This window comes from Ginsengibacter hankyongi, assembly GCF_008710285.1.
Taxonomy (GTDB): domain Bacteria; phylum Bacteroidota; class Bacteroidia; order Chitinophagales; family Chitinophagaceae; genus Ginsengibacter; species Ginsengibacter hankyongi.
Genome location: NZ_VYQF01000003.1, coordinates 290,188 through 302,826 on the forward strand (window position 1 = coordinate 290,188; position 12,639 = coordinate 302,826).

Annotated in this window: 15 protein-coding genes; 12 read left to right on the plus strand and 3 right to left on the minus strand. The window is 38.9% G+C overall.

Annotated elements, in window-relative coordinates:
- Positions 1-109 precede the first annotated feature (109 nt).
- Positions 110-307, plus strand: coding sequence for a KTSC domain-containing protein (locus FW778_RS13535; protein WP_150415293.1), 198 nt, complete (start codon positions 110-112; stop codon positions 305-307).
- 53 nt (positions 308-360) lie between these two features.
- Here the strand turns inward: FW778_RS13535 and FW778_RS13540 are convergent, their stop codons facing one another.
- Complete coding sequence (locus FW778_RS13540) at positions 361-1,419, minus strand: Gfo/Idh/MocA family protein (RefSeq protein WP_150415294.1); 1,059 nt, start codon at positions 1,417-1,419, stop codon at positions 361-363.
- A 694-nt stretch (positions 1,420-2,113) separates the two neighbouring features.
- Here FW778_RS13540 and FW778_RS13545 point away from each other — a divergent pair.
- From FW778_RS13545 to FW778_RS13595, 11 genes are all read left to right on the plus strand, one after another.
- Positions 2,114-3,148 carry an NADH-quinone oxidoreductase subunit B family protein gene (locus FW778_RS13545; protein ID WP_150415295.1) on the plus strand — a complete coding sequence of 345 codons (1,035 nt, stop codon included), beginning with the start codon at positions 2,114-2,116 and terminating at the stop codon, positions 3,146-3,148.
- Positions 3,149-3,200: 52 nt separating this feature from the next.
- Positions 3,201-5,012 (plus strand): nickel-dependent hydrogenase large subunit, encoded by a 1,812-nt coding sequence (locus tag FW778_RS13550; RefSeq protein ID WP_150415296.1) that lies wholly within the window; start codon positions 3,201-3,203, stop codon positions 5,010-5,012.
- A gap of 109 nt (positions 5,013-5,121) precedes the next feature.
- Positions 5,122-5,736, plus strand: a complete 615-nt coding sequence (locus tag FW778_RS13555; protein ID WP_150415297.1) for a DUF5947 family protein — start codon at positions 5,122-5,124, stop codon at positions 5,734-5,736.
- Complete coding sequence (locus tag FW778_RS13560) at positions 5,724-6,392, plus strand: DUF6084 family protein (protein ID WP_150415298.1); 669 nt, start codon at positions 5,724-5,726, stop codon at positions 6,390-6,392. The genes FW778_RS13555 and FW778_RS13560 overlap by 13 nt, the downstream gene beginning before the upstream one ends.
- The gene (locus FW778_RS13565; RefSeq protein WP_150415299.1) at positions 6,389-7,465 is read left to right on the plus strand and encodes a hypothetical protein; all 1,077 of its coding nucleotides are present in this window, start codon (positions 6,389-6,391) and stop codon (positions 7,463-7,465) included. Before FW778_RS13560 ends, FW778_RS13565 begins: the two co-directional genes overlap by 4 nt.
- 12 nt (positions 7,466-7,477) lie before the next feature.
- Entirely contained in the window at positions 7,478-7,768 is a 291-nt protein-coding gene (locus tag FW778_RS13570) for a hypothetical protein (protein WP_150415300.1), read from the plus strand.
- Between the two features lie 2 nt (positions 7,769-7,770).
- Positions 7,771-8,331, plus strand: a complete 561-nt coding sequence (locus tag FW778_RS13575) for a hydrogenase maturation protease (RefSeq protein WP_150415301.1) — start codon at positions 7,771-7,773, stop codon at positions 8,329-8,331.
- On the plus strand, positions 8,328-9,251 hold the full coding sequence (locus FW778_RS13580) for a NifU family protein (protein ID WP_150415302.1): 924 nt from the start codon (positions 8,328-8,330) through the stop codon (positions 9,249-9,251). The genes FW778_RS13575 and FW778_RS13580 overlap by 4 nt, the downstream gene beginning before the upstream one ends.
- 10 nt (positions 9,252-9,261) lie before the next feature.
- Positions 9,262-9,630, plus strand: a complete 369-nt coding sequence (locus FW778_RS13585; RefSeq protein WP_150415303.1) for a hydrogenase maturation nickel metallochaperone HypA/HybF — start codon at positions 9,262-9,264, stop codon at positions 9,628-9,630.
- Positions 9,611-10,324: a hydrogenase nickel incorporation protein HypB gene (gene hypB / locus FW778_RS13590; protein ID WP_150415304.1), complete on the plus strand. Its 714-nt coding sequence runs from the start codon at positions 9,611-9,613 to the stop codon at positions 10,322-10,324. The genes FW778_RS13585 and hypB overlap by 20 nt, the downstream gene beginning before the upstream one ends.
- A 49-nt stretch (positions 10,325-10,373) precedes the next feature.
- On the plus strand, positions 10,374-10,625 hold the full coding sequence (locus tag FW778_RS13595) for a HypC/HybG/HupF family hydrogenase formation chaperone (protein WP_150415305.1): 252 nt from the start codon (positions 10,374-10,376) through the stop codon (positions 10,623-10,625).
- 66 nt (positions 10,626-10,691) lie between these two features.
- Here FW778_RS13595 and FW778_RS13600 read toward each other — a convergent pair whose 3' ends face one another.
- Together FW778_RS13600 and hypE are read right to left on the minus strand one after the other, a co-directional pair.
- Positions 10,692-11,372 (minus strand): HoxN/HupN/NixA family nickel/cobalt transporter, encoded by a 681-nt coding sequence (locus tag FW778_RS13600; RefSeq protein WP_150415306.1) that lies wholly within the window; start codon positions 11,370-11,372, stop codon positions 10,692-10,694.
- A 219-nt stretch (positions 11,373-11,591) separates the two neighbouring features.
- Positions 11,592-12,629, minus strand: coding sequence for a hydrogenase expression/formation protein HypE (hypE, locus tag FW778_RS13605; RefSeq protein ID WP_202552239.1), 1,038 nt, complete (start codon positions 12,627-12,629; stop codon positions 11,592-11,594).
- Positions 12,630-12,639: the final 10 nt, after the last annotated feature.

A 12,639-nucleotide genomic window follows, 5' to 3' on the forward strand; every position in this document is an offset into this window, starting at 1 on the left:
AAATTCTTATTAGATCCCCGGCAATAATTTTGAATTAAGAAATTATTGAAAAAATAAAAACGTTTTATGGTATCAACTACCTTCAATATTTAATAATTGTATAAATGTTATGCCGTCATCTGTAATCAAAAATATCATTTACGATGTTACTTCGTCTACATTAAGAATTGTTTTTGTGTCTGGGATGATATACGATTATAAGGATGTTCCCGAAAGCGTCTATCAGTCATTAAAATCATCGGGCTCAAAAGGAACTTATTTAAATAAGCATATCAAAAACAACTATCATTTTGAAAAAGTGAATTGATAAAGCGACACAGCATACGTTATTAGAGATGGTGACGACTTGAAAATATAACCTTATTTGATTATAACCCGCTTACCAGTCTTCACCGCCTTGTAGATAGCCTGCAAAATTTTTACATCCTGCTTACCCGTTTCGCCATCTACAGGCGTAGGTTTGTTGTTTTTTATCGCATTGGCAAAATCATCCATTTGAGCCACTTGCTGATTAATATTTCGCAAGTTCATTTTACCGGATGAAGTTTTTCCTTTAATGCCACTATACGTAAAAGCAGGAGACAATTCAAACCAATCACTTTCTGCTTCCGCTCTTAATAAACTCATCTCTTTGGTATAGCTGCATTCACATTCGGCTATAAGGCCGCCGGGCATTTCCATCTGCCACGAAATAGATTCTTCTATCTCTTTAAATTTCTTTTTAGAAGTTTTCTTTCCTTCTTTTGCAGTTACTGAAACAGGCTCCATACCGGTTGTGTACCGGACCGCCTGTACGCAATATACTCCCACATCCATCAGTGCTCCGCCACCGGAAAGTTCTTTATCAAGCCGCCATCCATCTATTTCAGGAATACCATTTTTTGCTATCAATCGTTTAATATTTCCATAATATTTCTTTTGTCCAAGCTCCATTACTTTTATGTGATGGGGCTCAAAGTGAAGCCTGTACCCTATTGATAACATTGTTCCGCTTTTATCAAAAGCTGTTAACATTTTATCACAATCCTTAACTGTAATGGCCATCGGCTTTTCGCAAATTACATGCTTGCCGGCTTTGGCTGCACGAACTGCATATTCTCTATGTAAAGAGTTGGGTAAAACGATATATATAATATCAATGTCAGCATTGTCTTTAATCCTATCAAAATTCTTATAATCGTAAATATTAGTGTCGGGTATATTAAAATATTTTTTCCATTTTTTTGCTTTGGATGGTTCGTCTGTAACAATCCCTGCGAGGTAACATTCTTTAGTTTTCTTCAGCGCTGTAGCCAATTCGTCTGAAGCATATTCACCCAATCCTATAATAGCGATACCTAGTTTATCCTTTACCGGCTTCTTATTATCGCTTAAAGTTTTCGTTACAGGTATGGTAGTACCAGCCAGTTTTTTTTTCATAGTAGTCTTTTGTAAACAGGCGATTGCAAGCAGGGTGCCAAAATAACAGAGGAAGAGGTGTTATAACGGTGTAGGGTAAACGAGAATATAAGCGAATTTTATTTTGGCCGAAATTTATATGGGAAAAGGTATTGCCATGTCTGCTTCCGGCACGACGGAAGTATTGTTATTTACAAGCTTAATTTAAAATGGAACCAAAAATTTCCCGTATGACGATATGATCGCACTCTGGTTTTAATAATCGACTCTCGATTGACTGTCTGCAATCAACTTAAAGAGGAGTAAGCCACCAATTATAATTCCGAAGGTCACCAGAATTGGGACAGCTTTTTTAGTGATTGATTTCTTTTTCATATTTTCTATTTATAATATTTTATAACAAATGAAGCAGAGAAAAAATTAATCACAATTATTAAGCCTCTTTTCATTCATTGTAAGTAATGATGTTGAAACATATTTTATGAACTAACAGAGGCTCTATTGTCATCCCTTTGCAATGCAACGTAGAATCTGTTCCTCGGGCGAACCGTGAAAAAAAATCAACATCAAACAACTTATTATTAAGGATTTTTTTGATCATAGTATAAAACCAATTCGTTACAAAATGGCAGAATTATTGAGGATGAAATATTATACTACGAAATATAGTTAAGTTCTTTCCTCTCTTTTTTTAAACTTTTTTAAATAAAAAACGATGGCTGATAAACCAGTAACCGACATTCATATAATATGGATGACCTCCGGTTTAAGTTGTGATGGCGATTCCGTTGCCATGACAGGTGCAGTAAATCCAAGTCTCGAAGATATTGCTTTGGGTGCTTTACCAGGTATGCCTAACGTCCATATTCACAGTCCCGTTATTTCTTACGAAAATGGTGATGAATTAATGGATTGGTGGTATAAAGCAGAGAAGGGAGAATTGGATCCATTCGTTTTAATTTTAGAAGGTTCACTACCGAATGAAGAAGCAATAAAAGATACGGGAGGTTATTGGGCGGCTATGGGAACTACCGGTCCCTTTGGCCAGCCGATAACTACCACTGAATGGATAGACAGGCTTGCACCAAAAGCAGCAGGAGTAGTGGCGGTGGGCACCTGCGCGACTTATGGCGGCATTCCGGCCATGAAGAATAATCCTACCGGTGCAATGGGGCTTCCTGATTATCTTGGCTGGAATTGGAAATCTAAGGCAGGCCTGCCTATCGTATGTATTCCGGGCTGTCCTGCACAGCCTGATAACACTACAGAAACATTATTATACCTCGTTTTTCAACTGGCTGGTAAGGCCCCGATGATTCCTTTAGATAATGCATTACGGCCAAAGTGGCTATTCGACAGGACAGTGCATGAAGGTTGTGACCGTGCTGCGTTTTATGAAGAAGGTGATTTTGCAAAAGAATATGGTTCTACCAAATGCCTCGTGCAGATAGGATGCAATGGGCCAATAGTTTATTGTAATGTTCCGAGGCGAGGCTGGCAAAACGGAATAGGCGGTTGCCCTAATGTTGGCGGTATTTGTATGGCTTGCACTATGCCCGGCTTCCCTGATAAATTTATGCCTTTCATGGATGAAGCATTTGGTGCAAGATTTTCTTCTAACGGCGCCAAGTTTACGTATGGGCCTTTGCTTCGTGTGTTCCGGAACATGACGACAAAGAAAAAAGACCAGGAACCTGGCTGGAGAAAACCCGGCAAAAAAATTACAAGCGGTTATGTTCCCACATGGTAACTATTCTATTCTATTATGAAGGTCAATTTATTTATCCTAAAAATTTATCGTTATGCCTGACGTATTAACCAAACCCAAAGCCACCGACAACAAGTCAAACATCGTTGTTAAAGAAATGTCGTGGGACCCTATCACTAGAATTGTTGGTAGCCTGGGCATTCATTGCAAAATAGATTTTACCAACAAGCAAGTGCAGGAGTGCTACAGTACTTCAATGGTATTTCGCGGCTTCGATATTTTTATGCGTGGAACAGATCCAAGAGACTCGCACTTTATCACGAGCCGTATATGTGGAATCTGCGGAGATAACCACATGACTTGTTCAGTTCTTAATCAAAATATGGCATACAATGTTAAGCCGCCACACCTTGGTGATTATGTTTTAAATCTTGGTGAATCGGCAGATTATATGTTTGATCATGCTATTTATAACGACAACTTATGCAGTGTAGATTTCTGCGGGCAAATGGTTAAGGAAACTAACCCAGGCGTATACGAAAAAGCGAAACATACAGAAGCACCGAACGCTTCTGTACACGGTTATAAAACAATTGCCGACATCATGGATTCTCTCAATCCTTTTACAGGTAAGGGTTATATGGAATCACTTCAGATGTCGAGATTAACGCGGGAAATGTTTTGCCTGATGGAAGGCCGTCACACACATCCGTCTACGTTGGTTCCCGGTGGCGTTAGTACAACAATTACACATCAAACACTTACCGATTACTATGTGCGGCTGATGAAATACATTGAGTATTGCAAAAAAATTGTGCCTCTTCATGATGATTTATATGATTTCTTTTATGAAGCATTGCCCGGTTATGAAAGAGTTGGGTACCGGGATACAAATCTTGTTTGCTGGGGCTCGTTTGATGATCCCGAATATTGCGATTACGATTATAAGAATATGACCAATTGGGGCCGAAGGAGATTTATTACTCCCGGCGTTGCAATTAATGGTGAATTGGTAACGACTGACCTTGTTGAAATTAATCTTGGCATAAGAATCCTGTTGGGTAGCTCTTATTATGATGATTGGCAAAACGAACGAATGTTTGTAAGGCAGGATCCTTTGGGGAACCCGGTTGACCGCAATCATCCATGGAATAAAACAACAAAGCCCAAACCACAAAAAAGAGATTTTGCCGGAAAGTATACCTGGGTAACTTCTCCAAGATGGTTCGATAAACGCAGCGGCAAACATGTGTGCTGCGATACCGGCGGAGGGCCTTTTGCAAGACAATGGGTTACGGCTAAAGCTGGTTTGGTTGATATAGGATATATAAAAGCTACAGGCGATTCTCTCGAATTTAATTTACCTAAAACAGTGGGAATGCCCGCTGTAAAACAAGTGTGGAAAGTTCCAAAATGGAGCAATGCAATAGAAAGAGATCGTGCAAGGGCCTATCATCAAACTTATTCAGCAATGGTGGGATTATATTGTTTGGAAAAAGCATTGGATGAAGTTCACGCAGGCCGTACCAAAACATGGACACCGTTTAAAGTTCCGGATGAATCGATAAGTTGCGGTTTCCATGAAGCAGCAAGGGGTGTTTTATCTCACCACATGGTAATAGAAGGGGGCAAGGTTGCTAATTATCAAATGTTCCCTCCTACTCCATGGAATGCAAGCCCACGAGATGTTTACGGAACACCCGGTCCTTATGAGGATTCAGTTCAGAACACTCCCATCTTTGAAGAAAACGGCCCTGATAATTTTAAAGGGATTGATATTATGCGAGCAGTAAGAAGCTTTGACCCATGTTTACCTTGTGGTGTACATATGTATTTAGGTGGGGGAAAATTGGTAAAATCAACACATACTCCTACAGCACTGGCATCATACAATAACGGAAAATAAAAAATGGTGAGGCGTGATAATGATAAGTGAATTATAAAAAAAATTTATATAGGCCGTTGCTTAACCTTTGATTATTCGCCACTCACCTTCTAAAATATTGTTATCCCTTATGGCAGCCCCATCACTCATATCTAAATTGAGGAAAATTGCAACGTCGCTACCGGAAATAGAAGTAGAGAGATGTAATTTCTGCGGAACAATATTATCTCCTGATCATCGGCACCTGGTAGATCTTTCGCAAATGAAATTCATCTGCACCTGCGAAATGTGTATGATTTTAAATGTGGGTAAAGGAAAATATAAACCACTTCCTCAACGCCATCTCCATCTTGGTGATTTTATTATGCCTGATGAATTATGGTCAGATTTTCTCATCCCGGTTAACATGGCTTTTTTTGTAAAGAGCGCAGTAAGGAACGGCACCATCGCCTACTACCCTGCACCAACAGGCGCTACAGAATCAAAATTAAAAATGGAAGCGTGGAATAGTTTAACAGAGTTCAATCCCATACTAAAAAGCCTTACGTATGACCTGGAAGCCTTGCTGGTAAACAGGCTTGGGGATGCAGGCCAATATTATATAGTACCCATCGACAAATGTTATAAGCTTATTGGCATGATAAGAATGGCCTGGAAAGGAATCTTCGGTGGCAAAGAAGTGAATGATATCATCAACCGGTTTTTTAATGAATTAAAAGAAAAATCTGCACCATGCCCGATTTAAAATTTGAGATTATCTCATCTGAAGTGAAACCGTTTGCGGCAATGCCAACGTTGTCTTTTAAATTACAAATTACTAACACGGTTGAACATGAAGAAGTATATGCGGCCGCGTTGAAATGCCAGGTAATGATTGAAGCGATAAAACGCACTTATAATGAAGAAGCCAAAGATAAATTATACGAACTGTTTGGCGAACCGATGAGATGGGACGAGACGCTTAAAAGTTTTTTCTGGACCATTGTAAACATCCCCGTGCCAAGGTTCACCGGTACAACCACTGTCGAAGTTGCCATACCGTGCAGCGAAGACCAGGCACTTGCCGCAGGAAAATATTTTCATGCGGTCTCAGACGGCCATGTGCCGTTGGCATTTCTTTTCAGTGGCACCTTATTTTATAAAGATATTAACGGCAACTTACAGGTGTCTCTAATTCCATGGGAAAAAGAAGCGACTCACAAAATGCCAGCTTACTTATGGCAGGAGATGATGGACATTTATTTTCCTGACAGCCGGTGGCTTCGCGTAAAAAAAGACACGTATGACAGGCTGGTTACTTATAAAAGCAAAAGCGTATTTCCAACATTGGAAACGGCTTTCGAATCCTTAGTGGATAAAGCTTTGCAAGGCGTTGAACTTACAGAAAAACATTCAGCATGACTAATGAAAAAACGAAAATAGCCATGGAGGCGGATTTAATTTTAGAAAATCTTACGCATACTCTTCTTTATGAGGGCTATTCTCTATATCCTTATTATCGCTCAGCGGTAAAAAATCAAAAACCAATTCCATTCGGCGTAATTTTTCCTAAAGATTATAATGCTTATCATGAACATTCACATTCCAAAATGCAATCGCAATCCATCATTACAGGCGATAATGATTTAACAGTATCCGTCACCGTTAGGTTTCTTCATTTAAGAAAAACAGAGCTTTTTCAAAAGGCAAATAACGAAAAGGACAATGAGGATTATATTCCTGTATCTAACCTGGATATAAATGGAAAATTTTACAATTCAGGATGGCAAACCGTTGAACGAAAAATAACTACCGGCGACATTGGGCTTACCCAGCTGGCAAAAGGTGGTATAAGCATTCCTATAGAGTTTGACAACATGAATGAAGGTGAATTGATCTTAAACGAAAAGAATGTTGTGGTTGCAAAAAGTGTGAGTAGTATTTCAGAAATAACAGGCAGCATACTAATTTCCGCAGAATCAATAATTGAATCTACTGACTCATTTCGTATAACCGTTGTAGTTACTAATACAACGGGCCTGGAAAACGCAAACACAATTTCAAGAGATGAAGCAATAATGCAATCGTTCCTGTCGACACATATCATATTGCAGACATTGCAAGGCGAATTTATTTCCCAACAGGATACTCCGGTAAAATGGACAACCGCCACGGCAGGTTGTACAAATATCAACACATGGCCCATAGTTATTGATAAGAGCAATACTACATTGCTTTCCTCTCCTATTATCTTGTACGACCATCCGGAGATTAACCCTCAAAGCTCGGGCGACCTGTTCGACAGTACTGAAATTGAGGAAGCGCTTTTGTTGCATGTAAATCTTTTAACAGAAGAAGATAGAAATAGAATTGGAACTGAAGATGAAAAAATGAATGCCATGTTGAAAAAAGTCAACGGTTTAACGCCTGAAGACCTTCATCAATATCATAGCATGTTGAAGGAAAATAAAGCAAGCCAATTTAATAATGAATAAAAAGGTAAAACAATGAGAGCAACAGGTTTAAGAGAGGATACGCCCGGAGAAGTAGTAAAAATGATTGACGGAATTTTATATAGCAAGGGAGACAAAGTAAAATTAGATCTTGGCAAACGAAGGTCAGACACATCAGACATTTTTTTAAATGGAAGAATTGCTACGATTGAAGTAATTCATACCGATTATGATGATGTAATTCATATAGCCGTCACAATGGATGACGATCCGGGCCAGGATTTGCAGCGTGAACTTGGAATGTATCTTTATTTCAGTCCTGAAGAAGTTGAACTTATAAAATAATAATGACAAACAGCAACACATCAATAACTGGGACAGAACATCGAATAGACGAACCGAACTCTGTAAAAAAAAGAATAATGATTGCCGGTGTCGGCAACATGTTTATGAAAGATGATGGCTTTGGAAGTGCCGTTGTAAAAAGGATCATGGATAGAAATTATCCCACGGGCTTGGAAGTAAAAGACTTTGGTACGAGCGGGCTTAAACTCGCTTACGATCTTATGAAAGGCTATGATGGATTAATATTTATTGATGCTTCTGCCAGAGGTGAAAAGCCCGGGACCTTATACGTAATTGAACCCAACGAAAGAGAATTTAGTAATGATCTGGAGCAGGGCGGCCCGATAGATCCGCATGGCGCCGACCCCGTTACAGTCTTGAGGTTTGTTAAATCAATAGGTTCATGGCCGGGGAAAGTTTTTATTGTTGCCTGCGAGCCTGAGACAACAGATGATTTCGAAATTGGGCTAAGCGATTCCGTTAACGCGTCAATAGATACTGCCATAAAACTCATCGATGATCTCGTAAACGAATTTTACTCAGTAAAAAAAGAAGTATTATGAATATATTTTCAGAAAATGATTTGAATGCGGTACAGGACGTTATACAAAAAACAAACGGGCAAAGCAATCATCTTTTAAAAAAAGAAGAACAACTGAAAGATGAAGTATCTGAACTGAACCGGCAAAGCGACCATATTCAGCAATTAATAGAAGAAATAGAAACCTTAAATGATACAAAAGCAAAATCAATTGCAGAAGAGTGCATCCAGGAAATACTAAGCTTTTACGGCAAAGGGATTGAAAAAATTTTAAAGATCATCTCCGATGGTAACAGCACCGCTGCAAAAGACATTTATAACAGGCTTATTGATGACAGCTTTCTGAATGGCCTTTTACTTATTCACGATCTACATCCCTTAGATTTAAAAACACGCTTGTATAAGGCGCTTGAAAAAGTAAAACCTTACATGGATAGCCATGATGGCAGCGTGGAAATTGTAAGCGTTGACAATGGCATCGTAAAATTAAAGCTTGCAGGTAATTGCAAAGGATGCCCGTCTTCTTCGAGTACGCTTGAATTGGGTATCAGGCAGGCAATCGAGGAATATTGCCCGGATATTGTTTCACTGGAAGTAGAAGGAGTAACTAACAATTCAAATGCCGGACTAAGAACAGAGGGATGGAAAGTGATAAATGGCCTTGAAAAATTGCCAGACGGGAAAATGATGGCAGTTGAAAATGACCATATACCAATAATCGTATGCCGGGTAAACAATCGCCTCTATGCATATCGCAACTTTTGCCCCGCTTGCGAAAGATCGTTTACTAACGGTACTATCAACGAAAATATTATCAGCTGCCAGCTCGGTCATCGGTATGATGTACAGCGTGCAGGAATTTGCACGGATGATGAAAGTATACATCTCTCTCCTTTTCCTTTGCTGGAAGCAAATGGAATCGTTAAATTAGCAGTGGGATAAATTCAATGTTATGCACGAGTTATCTATTTGTCAAAGTATTCTAAACACTATCGAAAACGAATTAGACATTAAGGAACTTGAAAATATTCGCGAAATTCATCTTAAGATTGGGATGCTTGCATGCATTGAGCCGGAAATATTGAAAAACGTGTTCCAGTTTATAAAGGCAGATACTGCTTTCCAAAATTCAGAATTGTTTATCGAGATGGTAGACGTTTCAGCGGAATGCAAAAACTGCGGCAACACCTTTAAAGTTGAAAAATATATTTTTGTTTGCCCCCTGTGCGGAGAGCCGGCATCCAACATAACTGAGGGAAAAGAATTATTAATCAGTAAAATTATTTCAGAGGAACCATCTTATGCAGAAGTTAACGAATAAAGCGGTAGGTACATTAAAGGTGCAAGACGTATCATTGAGTCTTTTAAAAGCTAATGATTACATAGCAGAGCAAATAAGAAATGATATGCAGGAAAGGAACATTCTTGTGCTAAATCTTGTATCGTCACCCGGAAGCGGTAAAACATCGTTGCTGGAAGAAACAATTAAACGTTTAAAAGACAAAATAAATATAGCTGTGCTGGAAGGTGACCTGGAAACGGAGCGTGATGCCGAAAGGATTCGTCAACAGGGCGTACAGGCGTTACAGATAGTAACGCAGGGTATTTGCCATTTGGAGGCGCAAATGATACAACAGGCTTTACCCAGTATGAATTTTGACAACATTGATATTCTTTTCATAGAAAATGTAGGTAACCTGGTTTGCCCCGCGTCGTATGATTTAGGCGAAGACATTCGGGTAACGTTAGTTTCCTGTACCGAAGGAGATGATAAACCCAAAAAATATCCAAGTATGTTTTTAACAACAGATATTATGATTGTTACCAAAAAAGACCTGTTGCCTTACGTACCTTTTTCAGTTGATGCTGTAATTAAAGATGCAAAAGAAGTGAATAATAAAATCGATATTTTTTTATTATCAAGTTACAAGGGAGATGGAATGGATGAATGGTGTAACTGGTTATTAAATAGAGTGAGTGAGAAGAAAAACCAACTGGCGAATGCCGAAGTATAAAGAACATACCTATGCAATCCTTTATTTCATATTTCATAATTATACATAAATGTGTTTAGCAATTCCAGGTAAAATATTATCCACTGAAACGCTTGACGGAAATGTAAGAATGGCAAAGGTTTCCTTTGGCGGCATTATTAAAGACGTAAGCCTCGAAATGGTACCCGAAGCAAAACTGAATGATTATGTACTCGTTCATGTAGGCGTTGCTATAAGTACTGTAAACGAACAAGAAGCTCACCGAGTTTATCAATACCTGAAAGAAATAGGAGAATTGATGGATTTAAATGAACAGCCTTAATTTATTTTTGTCACACTGAAGAATAAATTTAAATTGCCATTAGTGTTCCCAATTACGCAATTGCGTTTATGCGACCAGGTTATCATAAATTACTTTACCGCCATATAAAAAACAAAGAAGAGAAGTTGCAATGATCAAAATACTTTGCAACGTTTGCGCCTGGATTATTTTTTTTGAAAAAGGAATGCTGAACAATCCTGCAGCCACCAACATTCCAACAATACAACCCACCCCAAATACTACAAGATAGATAAGCCCATCGATAGGGCTTTTCATTTGAGACATCGCGATTAAAATTAATGCACCGCTCCCGGCGAGTCCATGCATCAGGCCTACTCCATAAGCCAGCGAGTGTTTGTGTTGGTGCACTGCTTTATCACCCACGTGAACGTGCAAATGGTTATGTTGTTCTCCGGCATGATGGTGAGGATGTGCGTGTATAACCACTTTTTTTGTTTTGAAAAAAATAAACATCCGGTAAATAGCTAAGGCTATTAGCATTGCACCTACCAGCAATTCGAAATAACGAAAATACTGATCCGATATTCCTGCTTTAAAAACAATCATTAATACACCAATTAAAAAGATGGTTGAGGTGTGACCGAGCCCCCAGAATATTCCATCCTTCAAAGAAAGCCTGATGTTATCACGTTGAGAAACGATATTGCTAACAGCCAGCAGGTGATCCGCTTCAAATGCATGGATGAACCCGGCATAAATCGTCAGCAAGAGAGGAAAAGTAAACATCTATATTAAAAAATATAAGTTATTAGTTATGAAATATTTTGTTTGTTTTTCCGGGTAAGATTTCTACTTTGCGTTACTTAAAAATTCGATTATATTTTACCGTTAGAACCCATTTTTTGATTAAAATAAAATGAATTCTTTTAGTAATTCACAATCATACGCTTTCGCATTATGATTAGTATTTCTCTATTTGCTAACCATACTTCAACGCGCTTTTCCTCAGCATATTCTTGGCAATTGCTCGCCAGCCAGCATATTCAGTACTCTCCTGCCACCGATATTACTTTTCATTAAGACCTGTCGTGTATGCTGTTCCGTTATTTCACCAATTATCGCGGCCATAGAACCATGTTCCCATTCCTGCAATTGAAGTAAAAGATGATCGGCTATACCTGCATCAGCTACCACAACAAATAATCCTTCATTAGCTACATATAACGGATCGAGTCCAAGCATTTCGCACGCCCCATACACTTCTTCTTCTACCGGGATATTTTTTTGGGAAATATCAATACCCAAATTTGCTTCCTTAGTAATTTCATTTAGAACCGTTGCCAGGCCGCCTCTTGTAGGATCACGCAATAAGTGAATCTGTTCACCAAACTCATCTAACAATTCGATAACTATTTTATTTAAAGCCCTTGTATCGCTGCTGATCGTTGTTTCAAACTCCAGTCCCTGCCGATGGCTCATTATAGTAATTCCATGTCTTGCAAGTGGCCCGCTTAAAATAATTTTATCTCCTGCTTTTATGTTATTAATATCAATATTTGCTTTTTCATGCACTTCGCCTATGCCGGTGGTATTAATAAATATCTTATCCCCCTTTCCCCGTTCAACCACTTTTGTATCACCTGTCACCACCTGGACACCTGCCTTTTCACATGCAAATTTTATAGTATTTAATATCTCCCAAAATTCGGTCATCTTTAAGCCTTCTTCCAAAATAAAACCAAGCGATAAATATTTTGCTGATGCGCCGCACATGGCAATATCGTTTATAGTTCCGTTTACGGCGAGGTCGCCAATATTGCCACCTTCAAAAAATATAGGAGACACTACAAAGGAATCGGTGCTCATCGCCACTTTGCCTTGCATGTTAAATATGGCGCCGTCGTGCTTTTTATTCAGCAGTTCATTTTGCAACAAGCTAAAAACACCGGTGTCCAACAACTGGCTTGTTAACGTTCCACCGCTTCCATGGCCTAAAGTAATAATGTCAAAATCAAGTTTAGGCATGGGACACTGTAACTGCATTGGTATCTGT